Raw genomic sequence first — 20908 nt, 5'->3', positions numbered from 1 at the left:
GGGTCAGCAGGCGCGCAGGCGGAGCAGGGTGCTGGTGTAGCCGCCGCCGGGCGTCAGCGGCGGCAGGCCGCGTGACATCAGCACCGCGCCGTGGTGCACCGTGCCGGTGTCCTCGTCCCGGTAGCGGCCGTCCGGGTCGAGCCCGGCCAGGCGGAGCGGGGCGATCGGCGTGCCGAACGCGACCGGCCCGTGCCAGGCGAGCACCACCACCCGATCCCCGTGCACGTACTGCACCCCGTACGGAAGCCGCCACAACCGCCCGAACTGCACGACGGGCCGGATGTCCTTGTAGACGGCCACCAGCTCGGCCGCCTCGGACAGCTCGGCCTCGCTCCAGCGGGCGAGGTCGCCGCCGAGCCCGAGCGCCCCGGCCATCGCCACGTGGAACCGGAAGCGGAGCGGGACGGCCCGCCCGGTGAGCGGGTTCGGGCTGTCGGTGACCCAGGCGGCCATGGCCCGGGCCGGGTACACCTGGCTGAATCCGCGCTGGATCGCGATGCGGTCGTGGGCGTCGGTGTTGTCGGAGGTCCACACCTGGTCGGTGCGGGCCAGGATGCCCAGGTCGGTACGGCCGCCGCCGCCCGCGCACGCCTCGATGCGCAGGTGCGGGTGGTCGGCGCGGAGCCGGTCCATGATCGAGTAGACGGCCCTGACGTGGTCGATCCAGAGCCGGTCCTGGTCCGGGTCGCCGGGCCGGCCCGCCTCGGTGAAGGCGCGGTTGAAGTCCCACTTCAGGAAGTCCACGGCGTGCTCGGAGACCAGCTTGTGCAGCCATTTGTGTGCCCAGTCGGCGACGTCGGGCCGGGCGAAGTTCAGCACGAGCTGGTTGCGCAGCAGCGTGCGGGAGCGGCCCGGCATGTGCAGGACCCAGTCGGGGTTGGCGCGGTAGAGGTCGCTGTCGGGGTTGACCATCTCGGGCTCGACCCACAGGCCGAAGCGCATGCCGAGCCGGTGCACCTCGTCGATGAGCGGGCTCAGCCCGTCGGGGAAGCGCTCGTCGTTGACCCACCAGTCGCCGAGCCCCGCGCTGTCGCCGGTGCGCCCGCCGAACCACGCGTCGTCCATCACGAACAGCTCCGCCCCCACCCGGGCGGCCAGCCGCGCGAGGTCGCGCTGGTTGGCCTCGTTCACGTCGAAGCCGACGGCCTCCCAGGCGTTGTAGACGACCGGGCGCGGCTCGTCCGGGCGGGGCAGGACGTGCCTGGCGACGTGGTCGTGCCAGCGCCGGCTGGCCTCGCCGTACCCATCGGGCGCGTACACGCCGGCGAACACCGGCGTCACCCACTCCTCGCCCGGCTCCAGCCGCCAGGTGAGGCCCTCGTGGCCGAACCCGCCGGTCCAGCTCGCCCGCCCGGAGGTCGTGCGGGTGAGCGTGACGCGCCAGCTCCCGCTCCAGGCCAGGGCGCAGCTCCACACCTCGCCGTGCCGCTCGCCCGCGTCGCCGCCGTCGATCATGAGCCAGGGGTTCGCGTGGTGGCTGCTCAGCCCGCGCCTGCTGGTCAGCGCCGTCTCCCCCACGGGCAGTTCGGTACGGCTCAGCGCGTGCTCCGAGCTCCAGCCGCCCGTGACGTGGCTGAGCCGGTAGCCGTCCAGCGCAGGAACGCTCCAGGCCGCCGAGTCGCACCGCAGCACGGTCACCGGCACCTGCGGCCGCAGCACGGTCCAGCGTTCGATCGCGTCGCTGTCGTCGTGCACCCGGTAGTGCAGCTCGACCAGGAGGGGATGGCGGCGGTCGGAGAAGCGCAGCGTGAGGTGGCCGCCGTCGATCTCGTGACCGTCGTGCCGCCACTCGATCCCCCGGTCGCCGCCCGGGAGGACGACCTGCAGCGACGGCGTCTCGAACCGCGCCCCCACCTCGGAGACCAGCTCCTCCTCGCCCGCCGTGCTGTCGAAGCTGCTGGCCCCGAACGCGGCGGGGCCGGGGAGGCTGGCGGCCTGCTCGGCGGTCAGCGCGGGGCCCCAGTGCAGGCAGCGGGGGGCGTCGTCGTCCGCGAGGGCGACGACGTAGCTCGTGCCCGGGGTACGCAGCAGCCACCTGCGGCTGGAGGCGTCGAAGGTCACCGATCGCATGACCGGGAGCCTAGGCACGACCCCGCTCGAATTCAATTCTTGACGAAGTTAATTACTGCTACTATTGCACACATGCACCCTCGGCTCACGTCGACTCCCGCGGCGGCCACCGTGTTCACCATGGTGCTGACGCAGGGGCCGGTCTCCCGGGTGGAGATCGCCAAGCGGAGCGGGCTGTCGTCCGCCGCCGTCACCAAGGCCGCCCGGCCGTTCATCGAGGCGGGCTACCTGGAGGAGCTCGAGGCGACCGAGCGTACGGCGCCGGGCGCGGGCCGCCCGGCCAGCCCGCTGTCCATCAGGCCGGAGCGGGAGTTCTTCTGCGGGGTGAAGATCACCCACGAGGAGCTCATCGGCGTGGTCACCGACCTGCGCGCGCAGCCGCTGGTCTCGGCGCACCGCCCGCTGGCCACGACGTCGGCCGAGGGCGTGGTCTCGGCGCTGGCCGAGCTGGTCGCCGAGCTGCTGGCCGCCGACCCGGCCTACGGCGAGCGCTGCCACGCGCTGGGCCTGGCCGTGTCGGGCGACGTCGACAAGGCCCACGGGGTGGTGCGCTACTCCCCTTTCCTGCAGTGGCACCAGGTGCCGCTGGCACGGCTGGCCGCCGAGGCCACGGGCCTGATCGTCACGATCGACAACGACGTCAAGTCGCTCACCGTGGCCGAGCAGTGGTTCGGCGACGGGGTGGGCACGTCGTCGTTCGCCCTGGTCACGGTGGGGGTCGGGATAGGGTGCGGGCTGGTGGTCAACGACCGGGTGGTGGCCGGCGCGCACGGGGTGGCCGGGGAGATCGGCCACATCCCCGTCGGGCGTGACGAGCCCGAGTGCCACTGCGGCGGGCGCGGCTGCGTCGAGGCCATCGCCGGCACGGCGCCCCTGCTGGCGGCCGCGCGCGCGGCCTCCGGCGACGCGTCGCTGACCGTGGAGGCGGCCATCGACGCCGCCCACGCCGGCGATCCGGCGGTGCGCGAGGTGTTCGCCCGCGCGGGGCACGCCATCGGGCTGGCCATGGCCGCGATGGCCAACCTGTTCGGGCCGGAGCGGATCATCGTGACCGGGGACGTGCCGGGGCTGGCCTCGTACGGCCTGTTCGAGGAGCAGCTCAACCGGTCCTTCGCGGCCCAGGCGTTCGGCGCGGCCGCCGACTGCCGCCTGCTGCTGCGCCCGCGATCGTTCGAGCAGTGGGCCCGCGGCGCCGCCGCGGTCGCCATCCAGCAGCACTTCACGCTCGAGGGAGCGCCGCTGCCTGGACTGAGGAGCGCAGGGAGCGAAGCGACCGGAGCGACGAGGGAAGGCAGCGGGTCCCAGCGACCGAGACGCCTCACGAAGTGAGGCCATGAACAGGGAGATTGAGTGACCGCAGCGCCCGGTATTTGGCAGCCACACGATCGAGCGTTCGAGCAGCCGGAGGAGGTGCGCTTCGAGGCGGCGGGGGTCGAGTTCGAGTGCTCGGCGGCGGCCGTGCTCACCTGGACGGCCGCCGAGCCGTCCCCGGGCGTTCTGGAGCTGCGGGTCGTCCCCGACCGGACGGCGGACGTGCGGGTGGCCTGGCGGGTGCCGTGCGTGGACGCGACCGCGTTCTGGGCCGCCGACGGCGGCGAGCACCGGGGGCTGCCGCCGTTCTGGCGCCGTCCCCGCACGGCGGCGCTGGAGAAGAACGCGCCCGTCGGCTGCCTGGTGGGCGCCGGTGACGTGGCACTGTGCACGTACGCCGCGGGTGAGGTGGTCAGGCCCGTGCGGACGCGTACCGGGGTGGTGGAGGAGACCGGCGAGTTCGGGTTCTGGGTGGAGCACGAGGCCGAGCCGGACGCGGGGCTCGTGCTGCGGCTCGACCTCACCCGGCGGCACTTCGCGACCACGCTGGCCGAGGTGGCCGGCTGGTGGCGCGCGCTGCACGGCCCGGCCGCCGACGTGCCGCGGGTGGCGCGGATGCCCGCGTACTCGACCTGGTACGCCATGCAGCAGCACGTCAGTGCCGGGAGCGTGGAGCGGCAGGCGGGGCCGGCGGCCGAGCTGGGCTGCGAGGCGATCATCGTGGACGACGGCTGGCACAGCGACGACCGGGGGCGCGGGTACGGCTATGTCGGCGAGTGGGAGCCATCCCCCACCACATTCCCCGATATTTCGGGACACGTGGCCAAGGTGCGGGGCGCGGGGCTGGCCTACCTGCTCTGGTACGCCCTGCCGTTCGTCGGCCGCCACACGGCGCTCTGGGAACGCGTGCGGGGGTACACGCTGGCGTACAAGGAGCACATGAACGCCGCCATCGTCGACCCCCGCTACCCGCACGTCCGCGACCTGATCGCCGGCCACCTCACCCGGGCGGTCACGGAGTGGGGGATGGACGGCCTCAAGATCGACTTCATCGACCAGTTCGCCGTGGAGGACCCGCCCGAGCCCGGCCCCGAGGCCGACTGCCGGACGGTGAACGAGGGCGTGCGCCGGCTCCTGGCGCAGCTGCCCCGCGACTGCCTGGTCGAGCTGCGGCAGCCGTACGTGAGCCCGGGCCTGTGGCCGTACGCCACGATGGTGCGCGCCTCCGACTGCCCGCTCAGCCCGGCGCACAACCGGCAGCGCACGGTGGACCTGCGGCTGATCGCGGGACCCCTGGCCGTGCACGCGGACATGCTGATGTGGCACCCGGACGAGCGGCCCGAGCACGTCGCCACGCAGCTCCTCAACGTGCTCTTCGCGGTGCCGCAGATCTCGGTGGACCTGACCGCGCAGACGCCCGAGCAGAGCGAGGTGCTGCGGTTCTGGCTGGGCTTCTTCCGGGAGCACGCCGAGGTGCTGCAGCGCGGCTCCTTCGAGCCCGCCCGGCCCGACCTGGTCTACCCGCAGGTCACGGCCCGCTCGGGCGACACGGTGATCACGGCCCGGTACGCGCCGATGCCGGTGGCCGTGCCCGCCGCCGGCACGCTCTGGCTGGCCAACGGCGACGCCTCCACCGACGTGCTGCTGCGGGTGCCCGACTCGGGTACGGCCCACGCCACGATCCTCGACTGCCGCGGCCGCACCGTCACCGAGGGCAACCTGCCCCTGCGGCCCGGCATCGCCCAGCTCGACGTCCCGGAGGGCGGCTTGCTCCGCCTGACCCGCTAACCGCCACCCGCTCCCCGCTTCCGGACGGACGCGCAGGCCGAACGGACGCGTGGGCCGGGGGCGCGCGAGTCAGGCGGGCGCGGGTGGGGGGCGCAGCCGCTCCAGCGCCCGGACAGTCGGCGGCTGCGCCCGGTCTGCGTCGGCGGCGCGGTCAGGGGCGCGGTCAGGGGCGCAGGCGGTCCAGGAGTTGGGCCTGGTAGAGCGAGGGCGGCAGGAGGCCGGGCTGGTTGGCGCCCTCGATGTACCCGGCCGGCTGCGCGAACGGCCCGTCGCCGGTGATCGTGCCGTGGCAGCCGATCGCGTAGTTCTGGGCGGTCGGCGGTTTCTGCACGATGAGCCTGCTGGTCGACACGTCGCAGTTCCAGGCCACCGAGTGGGCCGCCGACCACCCGTGCGAGGTGCCGTACCGGCCGCGGTTGTACAGTCCGAGCGTGTAGTCGTAGTGCGGGTCGACGTCCTTGTGGCCGTCGAACAGCAGCCCCTGCGACCACCGGCGGTGGCCCTCGCTGGAGTTGAGCGCGTACTCCGAGGTGCCGCGCAGGAACACCACGCCCGACACCGTGCTGTGGCCGTTGGAGACGAAGGCGTGCCTGGCCTTGTACGCGTAGCAGTCGCGGAAGAGCACCTGCTGCGAGTAGACGTAGGTGTTGAAGTTGTAGCGCCTGCTCCCCGTCACGATGCTGACCGGGTCGACGGCCCGGCAGTTCTCGACCGTGGCGCGGGTGGTCTCCTGGGTGGCGACGCCGGCCTGGGTGAAGTGGAGCATCGTGCAGTCGCGCACCCACGAGTCCTCGGTGCGCAGCAGGACGATCGCGTTGTAGGCGTGGTCCTCGTCCTGCTCCGGGTCGCCGTGGTACTCAATGTCGACGCGCAGCCGCTCCACGCCCACCTGGGTGACCAGCCCGGCCCGGTCCCACTTGTAGAGGAACGACGGGGACAGGGCGCGGTCGAGGTGGTTGAAGACCGGGACATCGATTTTCACCACATTTCCGGAAACTTCGCGTACGTACCGGTTGTAGATGAGGGGGTGCTCGCCCACCTTCCACGGCGGCCCCACGTCGTGGCCGCCGTAGTCGATGGCCTTCAGCCACTCCTCGGTGCACGGATGGGTGATCACGATGTTGTCGCCGGGCCGCAGCGAGCCCGGGTCGGCCACCGCGAACTCGCGCGCCCCCACCTGCACGAAGTCGGTGGTGATGTCGGTGCGGGTGCCGGGGACCTCGCCCGTCCAGCCGCCGCCCGCCGCGCCGCCGGCCACGATCACGTCGCGGTCCTTCGGGTTGTTCCCGGTGGCCTTGATGATCGTGTTGCCGGCCGGGTCCTCGCCGTCGCCGGAGCCGCGCAGGACCGTGCCGCTCGCCCGTACGTACAGGGTGCCCGCCACCGGGTAGACGCCGGGCAGCAGGAGCAGGGCGCCGCGCCGCGCGCGGGGCAGCGCGGCCACCTCGTCGAGCGCCGCCTGGACGTGGGCGGTGTTGTCGCCCTCGATCGGGCGGATCGTCTTGACGACCGGCACGTGCGGGATCGGCCGCTCGCCGTTGCGGTAGCCGGCGTGGCTGAAGTCGGGGATGCGGTTGCCCTCCGCGTCCTGCTCGTACGCCAGCCGCCCCCACCGGTCGTAACGCACCAGGCGCGACTGCCAGATCGCCGAAGCGCTCGCGGGCACCCCTGCCGCGGCGGACAGCGCCAGCGCGCCGCCCGCCGCGAGCACGGCCCGCCTGCTGAGGTCATGTGCCATGGTCCACCTACCTGATGACGATCTTGTCGAGCTCGGGTCCGCGGGCGGTGAGGCCGAAGAACCGGATCGTGTTGACCCCGGCCACCAGGTCCACCGGCACCGTCGCCGTGGTCACCGTGTCCTTGGTGCCGGTCATCGGCACCTGGATGGCGTCGCCGCCGTTGACGCTGACCGAGAACGACTGGGAGCCGTCCACCAGCGCGTGCACGGTCAGTTGCCGCGTCCCGGTGGTCTCCGACAGCACGCCCCTGACCACGGCGTAGTCGTAGATGTTGCCGCCGATGAGGATGACCTTCCGCCCTCCGGAGCAGACGGCGCAGTAGGCGGGCTCGGCGGCGCCCTCGAAGAGGTTGCCGGCCCGCTCGGCCTCGTACGTCCCCGGGCCGCGATCCGGCGGCGGCAGCTTCACCGGCGGGGTGGGCGGCCCGAGCTGCTCCGCCTTCAGGTCCTTGACCAGCAGGTACGTCTCCTGCAGCCCGGCGCTCTTGATGCTGCGGTAGATGCCCCACTTGGGCCGGTTGTACTGCTCCTCGGTCCACCACAGATCGATGCCGTCGACCTTCTCATCCACGATCGTCCGCGAGCCGTTCTTCTGGCCATCACGCAGCACCCACCGCATGTATCCGGCATCGCCGGACTTGAACTCGATGGTGGTCGTGACCCACCTGTTCTGGATCGGCTCCAGGTCCGCCGTGGCGAAGTCGTGCGACTTGTTGTCCTCCAGCGTCCAGTACCGGGCCGCGATCTTCTGCACGCCGTTCACGACCGGCAGCGAGATCTGCGCGATCGGCGTGCCGACGTCGGAGTTCTTGAGCTGCCAGATGTGGGTGAAGTTCGTGGTCGCGTCGAGCGTGTCCGGAATGTACATCTGGTACGTGATCCGCCAGGTCTCGTCCTTACGGATCTCCAACGGGGTTCCGTCGGCGGCCCGCATGCCGCGTACCTCGTTGCGCATGCGGTCGGACCCGTCACGGTCCTCCACGTGGGCGTCGAACCGCCACACGCCCTTGTCGGCGCGCACGTGCGGCAGGCCCTCGGGATGGGAGCCGCGCCGGTCGTCCTCCAGGGCCTCGAACGCGTTGACGCCGTCGCGCCACGGGCTCGGGTTCCACCGGGTCTCCCACCGGGGAGCCCCGACGGCGTGGGCCGGTGCCGTCTGCAGGAGCAGCGCCATCGCCGCCAGGGCTCCCACCAGGTGCCTTCTCACTGAATCGTCACCCTGTCGAGGTCGGGCGCGCTGGCGCCGTCGTTGAAGAAGCGGACGCTGTTGGCGCCCGCGCCGAGCTGCACGGAGACCGTCTTGGAGACGGGCGTGTTCCAGTCCGTGCCGGTCAGCGAGACGGTCTGGGCGGCGCCGCCGTTCACGCTGACCTGGAAACTGCGCGTGCCGCTCACCAGGCCGTGCACCGTCAGCTGCCGGGCGCCGGCGGCGGAGGACTGCACGTTCAGCGTGACCGCGTTGCCGGAGCCGCCGCCGATCCAGCCGACCTTGGTGCCGCCCGAGCAGCCGGAGCAGGACGCGGTGCGGGCGGTGCCGCTGAAGGAGCCCTGCTCGGCCTCGTACGCGGACGGGTCGGTGCTGCCGCCGCCGGTGAGCTGGTAGGCCTGCAGGTTGCGGACCAGGAGGTAGGTGTTCTGCAGGCCGGAGCTGTTGATGCTGCGGTAGATGCCCCACTTGGGCCGCAGGTACTCGTCGTCGCCCCGCCACAGGTCGGTGTTGTCCAGGCGCTTGTCGACGAGCGTGGTGGAGCCGTCCTTGAGCGTCCAGCGCAGGTAGCCGCTGTCGGAGGCCTTGAACTCGAACGTCGTGTCCACCCACTTGCCCTGGATCGGCTCCAGGTTGGTGTTGCCGACCTCGTGGGTCTGCTCGGCCTCGTCCCAGTAGCGGACGTTGATCTTGGGGGTGCCGCCCGAGATCGGCAGCGACATCGTGTAGAGGGGCGCGCCGGAGCCGGGCACCTTCATCTGCGCGATGTGGGTGAAGCTGCTGGTCGCGTCCAGCGAGGTCGGGATGTACATCTGGTAGCTGATGCGCCAGGTCTCGTTCTCGAGGATCTTCAGGTACGAGCTGCTGCCGGTCCGCATGCCCTTGACCTCGTTGCGCTGGCGGTCGTCGCCGTCGCGGTCCTGGGTGTGCATGTCGAAGCGGTACGCGCCGCCGGAGACGTAGATGTGCGTGACGCCGGGGTGCGAGTCGGAGCGGTCGTCCTCGATGCCCTCGAACGCCTCGGCGACGGTGTCGTCCGCCGGATCCGGGCTCCAGCGCAGCGTCCAGGCGGCCGCCGCGGCGGGAGCGGCGGCGGGCAGTGCGGCGGCGGCAGCGAGTGCCAGGGCGGCTAAGACACCGCCGATGCGCTTGTTCATGAGACCTCATTTCTCCTGAGGTGAAGCGTGAACCCGCCGTTGGGGGGGACGGCGAGGTCGAGCTTGCCCCCGGCGGAGACGGTGACCGTCTCGGCGAGGATCCGGTCGCCTGGGGCGTCCCGGTAGATCTCGGCCGCCCATTCCCCCTGGTCGAGGAAGTCGAGCGGCACGGTGAGCGTGCGGGCCTCGCCCGACACGCCCGCGCCGACGTACCACTCGCCGCCGTTCCTCCTGGCCAGCAGGATGTGGTCGGCGGGGTCGCCGGACAGCAGCCGCGTCTCGTCCCAGGCGGTGGGGACGGCCGACAGCAGCCGCAGGGCCTCCGGCCGGGCTTCGTAGGCCTCGATGCCGTCGGCGAAGTGCTGGACGCCGGACTCGAAGATCACCGACAGCGCGAGCTCGAACCCGGCCGAGATCGTGCGCACGCCGGTGAACGTGCACGGCGTGAAGTCCATCGGGCCCTGCACGTTGCGGGTGAAGGCCAGCGACAGGTAGTGGGTGGGCTGGTAGAGCGGCTGCTTGCCGGGCTTCGGCTTGATCCACTCGGCGCCCTTGACGGCTTCGGCGGTCATGAACTGCGGCCACGTCCGCTCGGTGCCGCGCGGGATGGTGCCGCCGTGGAAGACCACCATGAGCTTGAGCCGGGAGGTGGCGGCCAGGATGGCGTCGAACCAGCGCATCCGGTCCTGGCCGTCGGACTCGGTGAAGTCGATCTTCACGCCGACCGCGCCCCACTCCTTCCAGAGGGCGAGCTTCTCGCGGTGCTCCAGCTCGGTGTCCACGTGCTGCCAGTGCGACCAGAGCCAGATGCCGACGCCCTTGCTCTCGGCGTAGGCGATCAGCTCGGGCATCCACTCCTTGTTCCAGCCCGCGTCGGCCAGCACGTAAGGCCAGCCGTTCGCGGCGGCGAAGTCGACCCAGCGCTTCTGGGCGTCGAGGTCGCGCGTCGAGGGCCCGTCGGACCACCACGACCAGGCAGCGGCCCCGGGCCTGATCCAGGAGGTGTCCTCAACCCTGGACGGCTCCGCGAGGCTGGTGACCAGGTCGCTCTCCACGATCGTGGCCAGGTCGCCGACGATCATCGTGCGCCAGGGGGTGGTGAGCGGGCTGGCGGCGGTCACGTACGGGTCGGGCAGGTCGAGCCGGAACGCGTGGCCGTCGAAGCGCAGGCGGGAGCCGGCGTAGCCGCTGTCCAGGTTCGACTCGGTGACGAACATCCAGGAGCCGCCGGTCTCGAAGAGCGAGGGGTAGCCGTACAGGATGGGCTCGGCGTCGGCGACGGTGCCGTGCCGGTGGATCTCCTCGTAGTCGCAGCGGCCGTTCTCGTACGGCAGCAGGACCGCGCGGGCCTCGGGCGGCAGGACGTACTCGGAGGTCTCCTCCACGACGGTGACCGGGCCGGTCCACGGCACCACGTACCGATAGGCCACGCCGTGCCCGCCGACGCGGATCTGCACGTCGAGCCGGTGCCCGTCCTTGGTGAACGACAGCGTCCACTCGCCGGCCTCGTAGTCGTGCTCGCGCCGCTTGCCGGTGACCGTCCGGTAGGTCTCCTCGACCCGTCGCTCGGACATCCCGGACAGCGTGAGCCCCTTGCTCAGGTCGGCGTGGGCGGTCCTGATGCCCAGCCTGGACGGCTCCAGCACCGTCCGGTCGTGGTGGCGCACCTCCAGCGTGAGCACGCCCTCGGTGGAGAGGGTCAGCCCCGCTTCCAGGTCCTCGTCACTGAACGTCCAGCTTGGCACGTGCCCTCCAGGAAAAATGAAGAGATAGGAGGAGTCGATCGCGGCTCACCCGCCGTCCCCACACCTGGCACGGCCGCCGGTCAAGGCGTCCGGATCTCCTCACAGTGCGCTAGAGCCTAGGTTGCAAGCGCTTTCAATTCAATTCTTGACGAAGTTAATTACCGGGTCTACGGTACGGCCATGCCTCACGGACTGCCACCAGTCCAGCTCATCAGCGCGCTTATACATCCGACCTCTATAGAGCTCTTCCTTTGAGAGGCCCACCATGGAGATGAATCGTCGCCGGATGCTGGCCCTGGCGGTGGCGGCCGCGACCGCGCCCGTGCTGTCCGCCTGCGCGGACACCAGGCAGCAGAAACAGGCCGCGGCTCCGGTCAAGTCCGGCGCGCAGCTGATCGACCCCAACCGGCCGGGCAGCGACGCGTGGCCGTTCGAGGCGGCCGAGCAGCTCGACAACTCGCTGACGTGGCCGAAGACGAACGTGCCCGACCCGGCGTCCAAGGTGACGATCACGGTGGCGATGACCACGGACGCGGTCACCGAGGTGCGCAACGCCCAGTTCGACTTCTTCTTCAAGAAGCGCCACCCGAACATCGAGATCAAGCGCGAGTCGTCGCCCTTCGACCAGTTCCTGACGAAGTACATGACGCAGGCCGCCGGCGGCACGCTGCCCGACGTGCTCTACAACCACTACTCCTGGACGCAGAACCTCATCTCCAACCAGGTGCTGCACCCGATGGACGAGTACATCGCCAAGACGCCCGAGTTCGACCTGGACGACATCCCGCAGAGCGGGCTCGGCTACTTCAAGCGCGACGGCAAGCTGTACGGCCTGCCCACCGACATGGCGCCCAAGCTGCTCTTCTACAACAAGGACCTGTTCGACAAGGCCGGGATCGACTACCCGGACGAGAGCTGGACGTTCGACAAGCTCTTCGAGACGGCCAAGAAGATGACCAGCGGGTCGGGCGCGGAGAAGATCTACGGCTTCTCCCCCATGCCGACCCCGGCCCCCGACCTCAGCGCCGTCTTCCTGATGCCGTTCGGCGGCCGCTTCCTCGACGCCGCCGAGTCGAAGGTGCTGATCAACGAGCCCAAGGCCAGGGAGGCGATGGGGCGCTGGCTGGACCTGCTGCTGAAGGACAAGGCGGTGCCCAGCCTGGCGGAGCTGCAGCTGCTGGAGAAGGTCGACCCGTTCAAGACCGGGCACGCGGCCATGCTCATCAACGGCGCCTGGCTGATGCTGGAGCTGTCCAAGCAGACGGCGTTCAAGTGGGGTGCCACGCACGTGCCCAAGGGTCCGGCCGGCCGCTTCACCCCTGCCGTGGGCAGCGCGCTGGTGATGACGGCCTCCTCGAAGAACAAGGACGCCGCCTGGATCTACATGCACGAGTTCCTGTCGTCCTCCGGCTACAAGTTCCGCCAGATCACCGCGCCCGCCCGGCAGTCCGCCTGGGACGCCAACGCCAAGGCGGTCGGCATCCCCGACGAGACGGCGAAGCTGGTCAAGGAGGTCCTGGCCGACTACGCCTCCGACGACGGCGTGCTGCGGCTGCCGGCCAACAAGAAGGTCGTCGACACGGCCAAGCCCATCTGGGAGCGGGCGATGCTCGGCAAGATCAGCGTGGACGACGCGCTGAAGGAGATCGCCGACAAGGTCACCCCCGTACTGGCCGAGAACAAGATCGCATGACCGCCGTCAGCGCCCGCAGCACGCTGGCGCGCCGCGAGGCGCGGCGCTTCCACCTGTTCGTCTCGCCGTGGGTGATCGGGTTCGTGCTCTTCAGCGCGGGCCCGATCCTCGGCGCGATCGTGCTGAGCTTCATGGACTGGAACCTGCTGAGGCCGCCGACGTGGGTGGGGTTGGCCAACTACGAGCGCATGTTCACCGACCCCGAGTTCTGGGAGTCGATCGAGAACACCGTCCAGTACGGCCTCGGCTCGGTGGCGCTCGGCGTTTCGTTCACGTTCCTGCTGGCGCTGCTGCTCAACCAGCCGCTGCGCTTCCAGGGGCTGTTCCGCACCGTGATGTACCTGCCGTCGGTGGTGTCGGGCCTGGCCACGGCGCTGCTGTGGCTGAACATCCTGCACCCCGACTACGGGCTGATCAACAAGGTGCTGGCGTCGTTCGGCATCGAGGGGCCGGGCTGGCTGGCCTCGCAGGAGTGGGCCATCCCCGGGCTCGTGCTGATGAGCGTGTGGGGCGCGGGCAACACGATCGTCATCTACCTGGCCGGGCTGCAGGGCATCCCGAAGACGCTGTACGAGGCCGCCGAGATCGACGGGGCGGGGTGGTGGCGCCGCTTCTGGAGCGTGACCGTGCCGATGATGTCGCCGGTCATCTTCTTCAACGTGGTGACCGGGTTCATCGCGGCCCTGCAGAGCTACGTGCTCATCCTGGTCATGACCGAGGGCGGGCCCGGCAACGCCACGATGGTGCTGGGGCTCTACATCTACCGGCACGCGTTCGTCTACTTCGACATGGGGTACGCGGCCACGCTGTCGTGGGCCATGTTCGTGCTGGTCATCGCCGTGACCGCGATCCAGTTCGGCCTGGCCAGGCGCTGGGTGCACTACGAGTTCAAATGAGGTCGCCGATGCTCGTCGAGACCGCCGTCAAGCCCGCGCGCCGCATCAGGCCGGGTGGCAAGCCCCTGAGCTCGGAGCAGGCCGAGCGCGTCAGACGGATCCGGCGCTCCGGCGCGTACATCCTGCTGGTCATCAGCTCGGCGGTGTTCCTGCTGCCGTTCCTGTGGATGGTGACGACCTCGCTCAAGTCGGACGCCGAGAACCTGGCCTTCCCGCCGCAGTGGCTGCCCGACTCCTTCAACTTCGACAACTACGCCAAGGGCTGGTCCGGGTCGCTGCCGTTCACCAGGTTCCTGCTGAACACGATCCTGATCACCGCGCTGTCCATGGTGGGCAACCTCGTCTCGTGCATCCTGCCGGCGTACGCGTTCGCCCGGCTGCGGGCGCGGGCGGCGGGCTTCATGTTCGCGGCGCTGCTGGCGACCATGATGATCCCGCGCGAGATCACGCTGGTGCCGAAGTTCGTGATGTTCTCCAAGCTCGGCTGGGTCGACACGTACCTGCCGCTCGTCGTGCCGGAGTTCTTCGGCGTCGCGCTCTACATCTTCCTGCTGCGCCAGTTCTTCACCACGATCCCGCAGGAGCTCATCGACGCGGCCCGCATCGACGGGGCCTCGGAGCTGCGCATCCTGTGGAGCGTCATGCTGCCGCTGGCCAGGCCCGCCATCGCGGCGATCTGCCTGTTCTCCTTCGTGGGCAACTGGAACCAGTATCTGGAGAACTCCATCTACCTGCGCTCGATGGAGAAGATCACCCTCGCCCAGGGGCTCGGCATGTTCAACGGTCAGTATGTGACCCAGTACAACCAGATGATGGCCGTCGCGCTAGTGTCGATGCTGCCCATCCTCGTCATCTTTTTCCTGGCGCAGAAGACGTTCATCCGCGGCGTCACACTCACTGGAATCGCAGGAAGGTAATCCTTGGACTACGAACGCCAGCCGTACAGAAGGTGCGGCCGCAGCGGTCTCCTCCTCCCCGCCGTGTCGCTCGGCCTGTGGCACAACTTCGGCGGGGGCAAATCCCTCGACAGCCAGCGCGCCATCTTCAACAAGGCGCTCGATCTCGGCATCACCCACTTCGACATCGCCGACCGTTACGGCCCGCCGTTCGGCGCCGCCGAGGCGACGTTCAACCGACTCCTGCCGCGGTCGCTGCGTGACGAGGTGGTCGTCACGACCAAGGGCAGCAACCCCATGTGGGACGGCCCGTACGGCAAGGGCAACTCGCGCAAGCACCTGCTCGCCACGCTCGACCGGTCGCTGGCCCGGCTCGGCCTCGACTTCGTGGACATCTTCTACCTGCACCGCGACGACGAGGAGACGCCGCTGGAGGAGCAGGTCGCCACGCTGGACTACATGGTCCGCACGGGCCGCACCCTGTACGTGGGCGTGTCGAACTTCTCGCCGGAGCGCACGGCGCAGGCCGCCCGGCTGCTGCGCGAGCTGGGCACGCCGCTGCTGATCCACCAGCCGTCCTACTCGCTGCTCAACCGGAAGATCGAGCACGGCCTGCTGGGCGTGCTGGAGCAGGAGGGCGTCGGCTGCGTGGTCTACTCGCCGCTGGCCCAGGGCCTGCTCACCGACCGCTACCTCGACGGCATCCCCGCCGACTCGCGGGCCGCCGAGGCGCGCTTCCTCACCCCCGACCGGGTGACGCCGGAGGTGCTGGCGTTCGTGCGGTCGCTGTCGGAGCTGGCCGCCTCCCGCGGGCAGACGGTGGCGCAGCTCTCCCTGGCCTGGGCGCTCAGGGACCCGCGCGTCACGTCGGTGCTGGTGGGCGCCTCCAGTCCCGAGCAGCTCGAGGCGAACGTGGCCGCCGTCGACCGGCTCGACTTCACCGACGACGAGCTGGCCGCCATCGACCGTGCCGCCAAGGAGTCGGGCGTCGAGGCGTAGGAAACCGCCTTCCCCGCGAGCCCGTCACGGGGATCCGCCGCTGCCCGGGCGACCGGCACGATCGTGACCTGATCACCTGGACCGGACGATGGGCCGTCCGGGCAGCGGCCTCCTGGACGCCGCTCCACGGCGCGTCCCAGATCCACTTCGCCCCCGCCGAGCGCATCGGCGTGACCGGCGGCCCGCGCGTGGCCCCGCAGACCTGCCTGCAGTACGGGCCCGGCGAGATCGCGCCGCCCAGCGGGCCAACGCCGCCGCCGGCCTGCTCATGGCCGCCGTCGTGCCGGCCTCCCTCATTCCTTTCCTGCGGCCGCTGCTGTGGTCGTGCGCGGCCACAGGCGCGATCGGCATGACCGGCGGCACGCCAGGGTGCTGGCCGGCGGGCTCTGCGATCCCATAATGAAACATCTCTCCCGTTAGTGTGCTACCTTAAGGGGACGACAGACCCGTTAAGGAGTGATTTTTCATGGAATATCGGCAGTTGGGGGCGTCCGGCCTCAAGGTTCCGGCGTTGAGCTTCGGCGCCGGCACGTTCGCCGGGAAGGGCGAGCTGTTCGGCGCGTGGGGCGACACCGACGTGGCGCAGGCCCGGCGGCTGGTGGACATCTGCCTCGACGCGGGGGTGACGATGTTCGACACGGCCGACGTCTACTCCGACGGCGCGTCCGAGGAGGTGCTGGGCCAGGCGCTCAAGGGGCGGCGCGACCGGGCGCTCATCTCCACCAAGGCCGGGCTGCCCATGGGCGACGGCCCCGGCGACGCGGGCACGTCCCGGCACCGGCTGATCAAGTCGGTCGACGACGCGCTGCGCCGCCTCGGCACCGGCCACATCGACCTGTTCCAGCTGCACGCCTTCGACGCGGCGACCCCGGTGGAGGAGGTGCTGTCCACGCTCGACGACCTGGTCAGGGCGGGCAAGCTGCGCTACGTGGGCGTCTCGAACTTCTCCGGCTGGCAGCTCATGAAGTCGCTGGCGACCGCCGAGCGGTACGGTTACCCGCGCTACGTGGCGCACCAGGTCTACTACTCCCTGGTCGGGCGCGACTACGAGTGGGAGCTGATGCCGCTCGGCCACGACCAGGGCGTCGGCGCGGTGGTGTGGAGCCCGCTCGGCTGGGGCCGCCTGACCGGCCGCATCCGCCGGGGTCAGCCCCTCCCCGAGGGCAGCCGCCTGCACAGGACCGCCGCCTTCGGGCCGCCGGTGGCCGACGAGCTGCTGTACGCGGTGGTGGACGCCCTGGACGGGATCGCCGAGGAGACCGGCAGGTCGGTCCCCCAGGTCGCGCTCAACTGGCTGCTCCGCCGCCCGACCGTCTCCTCGGTCATCGTCGGCGCCCGCGACGAGGCGCAGCTCCAGGAGAACCTGGGGGCGATCGGCTGGGAGCTGACCCCGGACCAGGTGGCCCGGCTGGACGCGGCCAGCGCGACCACGGCGGCGTACCCGTACTTCCCGTACCGGCGCCAGGAGGGTTTCGCCCGGCTCAACCCGCCGATCGCGTCCTGAAAATTTCACCGCGGCGACGGGCGTTCGCGCTGGTCGCCAAGGGGGCGGGGGCGGCGACGTTGCGGCGGCGGATCACCGCGTCGTGCAATTTACGGTGATCCGCCCCCTTCGAGATGGGAGACCTGGTGCGTCACCGACTCGCCGCCCTGTCGCTGCTCGCGGCCACCGCCTTCGCCCCGGCCGTGGCCTCGGCCACGCCCGCGCACGCCGACCTGACCCTGCAGAAGGTCTACTCCTCCCTGCCCTACGACATCTGCATCTCCTTCGGCCAGTCCGGCCAGCAGAACGGCCGGTGGGGCACCTGGTGGTGCAGCGCGACCCAGCCGCAGAATCCGCAGTACCCCACCTACGACCTGTGGGCGTACGTGTACTGAGGCCGGGCGTCCAGGACCGTGCCGTTCCAGACCAGAGCCGGCGGCCCGGGGGTCGAGGGGCGCAGCCAGGCCACCTCCACCCCCGTGCCGACCAGCTCGAAGACGTGGGCGTCCGGGCGTCCCGGCACCTCCACCCGGCGCACGTCCGTCGCGCCCGCGAGCCGCGAGGACAGCTCGGCGAACGCGTCCCCGCCGGGGTGCCGCACGGACATGGTGCCGCCCTCGAAAGTCATCAGCTGGAACTTCGAGAACATCAGCTGCAGGAGGTTGTACGGATCGGGCGGCGCGGGCATGTCGGGTCCGAGCTGCCAGCAGACGGTCAGCCGGAGGCCGCACGACAGGGCCAGCAGGTTCCTGAGGACGAGGTCGTCGGCGTTGATCCGGTGCCGCTCGGCCTCCAGCTCCGGCGGGCAGCCGGTCATGAACATCTGGAGCGTGGGCGGCAGCTCCGCCATCCGGTCGTAGAGCCGTTTCATGGCGGCGCGCACCGGTTCGGTGGTGAGCCGCCCCTCGCGGAGGTCCTCGACGGTCAGGCGGTGCCACGGCTGGATGCCCCCGGCCTCGATCACCTCCGCCAGTTGCTCGAACGCCTCGGGGTACTGCGTCGGCACCGGCCCGTTGTACTCGCCGGCCACGATCGTCTTGTCCCCCACGGCCGCACGCACGTCCTCGATCGCGCCGGGGATCAGGTACGGGTCCCCGTACAGGTGGACGTCGAAGACGTCGTAGGCGTCCCGGCCCTCCTCGATGACCTGGAGGAAGAAGTCCCGCTCGGCGTCGGGCTCGTCGGAGGTGGAGAAGACGCCGGGCGGGCAGCCGCCCAGCACCACGGCGGCGTCCGGGTCGGCGCTCTTGACCGCCTGGTGGAAGGACGCGAGGTGGGCCACGTAGTCGGCGGCCGTGCCGGCCCAGAACAGGGCGATGCAGGGCTCGTTCTCGCACTGCCAGAAGCGCACGCGGCCCCGGCAGTGCGTCACGAGGGCGCGCAGCGTGGCCGCGTAGGCCGCCGGGTCGAGGGGCGGCGAGGCGGGCAGCAGGTCGGTGGAGCGGGTGGAGCCCCACGGCGAGGCGGCGCCGAGCGTGAACCAGAGCTCGGTGTCGTCGCCGAACTGGTCGAGCACGGCGTCCACCGCCGACCAGTCGTGTCGGCCGGGCTCTGGTTCGAGCTGCGACCAGTAGAAGAACACGCGCACCAGCCCCGCGCCCAGCTCCCTGACCTGCGGGGCGAACGTGTCGGGCTTGTCGACGAGGCCGTACTGGATGCCCCGTACCACTCCGAGTCGGATGTCCATGACCTCACGGTCCCCGGCCGCCCTGGCATAGAGCTGGCAGCGCGCTGTCAGGGCGCGTCGTCGGCCGTCGTGGACGAGGACGGCGTCTGAACCCTTACGGCCTTCGCGAGGCCAGCCGGATTTTGAGTCGCCAGAAATGCCGGAAACGTGCTACCTCTCGGGGATGTCCGGCGACGATGATCGTTATTCAGGGCCCTCTGAGGACCATGGCGACGCCGTCACCGCGGTCGCGGTCTCCGCAGACGGACGGATGGGGGCGACCGGCGCGCGCTCCGGTGAGATCCGGCTGTGGGATCTCCGCCATGGCCTGCTCACCGCGTATGTGGGCGGGCTACACGACGGACCTGTGGAGAACGCCGCCTTCATCGGCAACGCCAGGCGGCCCCAACTGCTGACCACGGACGGGTCGGCCTCGCTGTGGACGGTGACGGCCGATGCCCTGGAATGGCGACGGCTTCCTCGGGACGGCAGGCGGCTCCTCACATCCGCGGACCGGGAGGCGGTGCTCAGGCAGTGCGGAGACTTCCGCTGGCTGGGCGCCTTCGGCTTGAGCGATCGGCATGATCCGGCGGCAGTGGGACGCACCGGCTCCGGACTGATCGTCGTGAGCGGTGACAGAGGACTGATCGAGGCCTGGCGCCAGCCTCCCAGGGAGAGGCCGTACGCCGATGCCGAGGTCGTGTGGGCCTTCGGCGGCAAAGACGACGCGGCGGATCAGCGGCTGATGCGCTGTTGCGACTTATGGCGGCTCGTGGTGTCCCCGCGGCGTGGCCGGGTGGTCGTTCTCGATGCGGAGACCGGGATAGTCGTGACCGCGTTCACTCCGCCCGCCCGGCCCACGGCGATCGCGGCGCATCCGGACCGGCCGCTGGTGGTGCTCGGCGGGCGGGATGGTTCGCTGTCGTGGTGGGATGCCCGCTCGGGCCACTGCCTCGGACGGGTTCAGGCGCATGCCGGCCGCGTCCGGACGTTGGCACTCGCCACCGGCACGGACCTGGTGATGTCGGTGTCCCAGGACGGGACGGTCGCGCTCTGGCGGCTGCACGGCCGTGGGCCCGCCGGCCGCTTCGCACCCCCCATGCCCGCCGCCTCCCGGGAGTTGACTCAGGTGGCAGGTACGCCGGACGGGCGGTGCTGGCTGATCGGCGGGCGCGGAGGCCAGGTCCACGTTCTCCACTGGTCTGACCATGCCGGGCTCGTGCCGCAACGCGTCGGCCGCCCCTCCTGGAAGATGGGCGGTGGTGACGTGGAAACCCTGCTCGACGACATCCGCCACCACTGGGACGATGGCACGGCGAGCGCGGCAGCGGTCCGGGAGTTGGCTTCGGGCGACCTCGACGAGGCCTGGCGCGAGACGGCGGCGGACGCGCTGGTGGACCTGATGGTGAACGGTGCGGACCCCGCGGCCCGGGAGACGGCGGTGATCGCGCTGTCGGGAATCGCCAAGGATAGGGTCACCACCGCCCTCTATCAGATGTTCGATCGTCACGACGGTCACGGTTCCGCCGGGCGGTTGCTGGCGTACTTCACCGGCGAGGACGCGCCCACGACGGAGCAACTCATCGCGAATCTGCCCGGGTTGGGGAACGGCAACTTCCTCGGTGTGCTCACCTCGGCCACCTTGGGCGAACGAGGCGCCACCGCGGTTCCGGCGGTGCACGCGGCGCTCCGCGCTTCCCCCTTCCCGACCCGGGAAGACGCCGACTACTGGTGGCGTGACGAGACGACCAAGTACTGGCTGCTGTACGCCCTCCGTCAGGCCGGTGCCGACGCGGCCCCCGTGACGCCGACCCTGCTGGCGATGCTGTACGACGACGAGATCTACCGGGACACCCGACACTATGCGAAGGTGACCCTGCAGGCGATCGGCCTCCCGGCGGCCGACACGATCGCCGCCGAGGTACGGCGGCGAGCAGACCTCCTCGTCCACGACGAGAACGGCGAGGACGAGGAGTCGGAAGGCTTCAGCCTCCTGCTCGATACGCTGCTGGGCATGCCGCCCGCGGCTCTGGCGGCCTCCCGCGAGGTCGGACCGGCACTGGAGGCGGTGCGGCGCCGCTTTGGCAACGGCCCCAGCACGTACGAGGAAAACGGCGAGCTTGTGCAGGTCTACGAGCTACATCTTGCCGACTGCATCGACGAGACGATCGCCGAGCAGATCAAGGAATGAGCACCCCGCGTAAATGGGATACGACCGCGTCAAGCACGATCTTCTGAGGGTAGCCCCGTACCACGGAC

General features: G+C 70.7%; 15 protein-coding genes. 9 read left to right on the top strand and 6 right to left on the bottom strand.

Translation table 11 applies throughout. The annotated features are described in order from the left end of the window. Nucleotides 1–3: 3 nt before the first annotated feature. Nucleotides 4–2070 carry an alpha-galactosidase gene (locus tag HD596_RS36145; protein WP_185073983.1) on the bottom strand — a complete coding sequence of 689 codons (2067 nt, stop codon included), beginning with the start codon at nt 2068–2070 and terminating at the stop codon, nt 4–6. A gap of 72 nt (nt 2071–2142) precedes the next feature. Here HD596_RS36145 and HD596_RS36140 point away from each other — a divergent pair, with 72 nt between their 5' ends. Both HD596_RS36140 and HD596_RS36135 read left to right on the top strand, forming a co-directional pair. Then, nucleotides 2143–3399: an ROK family protein gene (locus HD596_RS36140; protein ID WP_185073982.1), complete on the top strand. Its 1257-nt coding sequence runs from the start codon at nt 2143–2145 to the stop codon at nt 3397–3399. Between the two features lie 21 nt (nt 3400–3420). Beyond that, a complete protein-coding gene (locus HD596_RS36135; RefSeq protein WP_185073981.1) occupies nt 3421–5169 on the top strand; it encodes a glycoside hydrolase family 36 protein in 1749 nt (582 codons plus the stop codon). Nucleotides 5170–5332: 163 nt separating this feature from the next. Here the strand turns inward: HD596_RS36135 and HD596_RS36130 are convergent, their stop codons facing one another. From HD596_RS36130 to HD596_RS36115, 4 genes are read right to left on the bottom strand one after another with little or no spacing between them, the layout of a single operon-like run. Then, the gene (locus HD596_RS36130) at nt 5333–6907 is read right to left on the bottom strand and encodes a peptidoglycan-binding protein (RefSeq protein ID WP_185073980.1); all 1575 of its coding nucleotides are present in this window, start codon (nt 6905–6907) and stop codon (nt 5333–5335) included. 7 nt (nt 6908–6914) lie between these two features. Then, on the bottom strand, nt 6915–8114 hold the full coding sequence (locus HD596_RS36125) for a carbohydrate-binding protein (protein WP_185073979.1): 1200 nt from the start codon (nt 8112–8114) through the stop codon (nt 6915–6917). After that, a complete protein-coding gene (locus HD596_RS36120) occupies nt 8111–9271 on the bottom strand; it encodes a CBM35 domain-containing protein (RefSeq protein WP_185073978.1) in 1161 nt (386 codons plus the stop codon). Before HD596_RS36120 ends, HD596_RS36125 begins: the two co-directional genes overlap by 4 nt. Further along, entirely contained in the window at nt 9268–11016 is a 1749-nt protein-coding gene (locus HD596_RS36115) for a glycoside hydrolase family 97 protein (RefSeq protein ID WP_185073977.1), read from the bottom strand. The genes HD596_RS36120 and HD596_RS36115 overlap by 4 nt, the downstream gene beginning before the upstream one ends. A 265-nt stretch (nt 11017–11281) precedes the next feature. Between HD596_RS36115 and HD596_RS36110 the strand changes: the two genes are divergently transcribed. The 6 genes from HD596_RS36110 (at nt 11282) to HD596_RS36085 (ending at nt 17378) form a co-directional block, all read left to right on the top strand. Beyond that, a complete protein-coding gene (locus HD596_RS36110) occupies nt 11282–12709 on the top strand; it encodes an ABC transporter substrate-binding protein (protein ID WP_185073976.1) in 1428 nt (475 codons plus the stop codon). Beyond that, complete coding sequence (locus HD596_RS36105) at nt 12706–13605, top strand: carbohydrate ABC transporter permease (RefSeq protein ID WP_185073975.1); 900 nt, start codon at nt 12706–12708, stop codon at nt 13603–13605. Before HD596_RS36110 ends, HD596_RS36105 begins: the two co-directional genes overlap by 4 nt. 8 nt (nt 13606–13613) lie before the next feature. Beyond that, a complete protein-coding gene (locus tag HD596_RS36100; protein ID WP_185073974.1) occupies nt 13614–14522 on the top strand; it encodes a carbohydrate ABC transporter permease in 909 nt (302 codons plus the stop codon). Nucleotides 14523–14525: 3 nt separating this feature from the next. Then, nucleotides 14526–15500 (top strand): aldo/keto reductase, encoded by a 975-nt coding sequence (locus tag HD596_RS36095; protein WP_185073973.1) that lies wholly within the window; start codon nt 14526–14528, stop codon nt 15498–15500. Nucleotides 15501–15966: 466 nt separating this feature from the next. Next, the gene (locus tag HD596_RS36090) at nt 15967–17004 is read left to right on the top strand and encodes an aldo/keto reductase (protein WP_185073972.1); all 1038 of its coding nucleotides are present in this window, start codon (nt 15967–15969) and stop codon (nt 17002–17004) included. A 125-nt stretch (nt 17005–17129) separates the two neighbouring features. Then, entirely contained in the window at nt 17130–17378 is a 249-nt protein-coding gene (locus HD596_RS36085) for a hypothetical protein (protein WP_185073971.1), read from the top strand. Here the strand turns inward: HD596_RS36085 and HD596_RS36080 are convergent. Then, nucleotides 17351–18670 carry a glycoside hydrolase family protein gene (locus HD596_RS36080; protein WP_185073970.1) on the bottom strand — a complete coding sequence of 440 codons (1320 nt, stop codon included), beginning with the start codon at nt 18668–18670 and terminating at the stop codon, nt 17351–17353. The genes HD596_RS36085 and HD596_RS36080 overlap by 28 nt on opposite strands. A gap of 163 nt (nt 18671–18833) precedes the next feature. On the opposite strand from HD596_RS36080, the gene HD596_RS36075 reads away from it, so the two are divergent. Further along, entirely contained in the window at nt 18834–20840 is a 2007-nt protein-coding gene (locus HD596_RS36075; RefSeq protein WP_185073969.1) for a WD40 repeat domain-containing protein, read from the top strand. The last annotated feature ends 68 nt before the right edge of the window (nt 20841–20908 follow it).

Source organism: Nonomuraea jabiensis (assembly GCF_014204795.1).
Classification (GTDB): Bacteria; Actinomycetota; Actinomycetes; order Streptosporangiales; family Streptosporangiaceae; genus Nonomuraea; species Nonomuraea jabiensis.
Note: the sequence above shows the minus strand (reverse complement) of the source record. Positions and strands in the feature narration are given on the sequence as shown.

Bases quoted from the DNA above. Each gene is read 5' to 3' on its own strand.
- HD596_RS36145 (WP_185073983.1), bottom strand. From the start codon at position 2,070: ATGCGATCGGTGACCTTCGACGCCTCCAGCCGCAGGTGGCTGCTGCGT.
- HD596_RS36140 (WP_185073982.1), top strand. From the start codon at position 2,143: ATGCACCCTCGGCTCACGTCGACTCCCGCGGCGGCCACCGTGTTCACC.
- HD596_RS36130 (WP_185073980.1), bottom strand. From the start codon at position 6,907: ATGGCACATGACCTCAGCAGGCGGGCCGTGCTCGCGGCGGGCGGCGCG.
- HD596_RS36120 (WP_185073978.1), bottom strand. From the start codon at position 9,271: ATGAACAAGCGCATCGGCGGTGTCTTAGCCGCCCTGGCACTCGCTGCC.
- HD596_RS36110 (WP_185073976.1), top strand. From the start codon at position 11,282: ATGGAGATGAATCGTCGCCGGATGCTGGCCCTGGCGGTGGCGGCCGCG.
- HD596_RS36105 (WP_185073975.1), top strand. From the start codon at position 12,706: ATGACCGCCGTCAGCGCCCGCAGCACGCTGGCGCGCCGCGAGGCGCGG.
- HD596_RS36100 (WP_185073974.1), top strand. From the start codon at position 13,614: ATGCTCGTCGAGACCGCCGTCAAGCCCGCGCGCCGCATCAGGCCGGGT.
- HD596_RS36090 (WP_185073972.1), top strand. From the start codon at position 15,967: ATGGAATATCGGCAGTTGGGGGCGTCCGGCCTCAAGGTTCCGGCGTTG.
- HD596_RS36080 (WP_185073970.1), bottom strand. From the start codon at position 18,670: ATGGACATCCGACTCGGAGTGGTACGGGGCATCCAGTACGGCCTCGTC.
- HD596_RS36075 (WP_185073969.1), top strand. From the start codon at position 18,834: ATGTCCGGCGACGATGATCGTTATTCAGGGCCCTCTGAGGACCATGGC.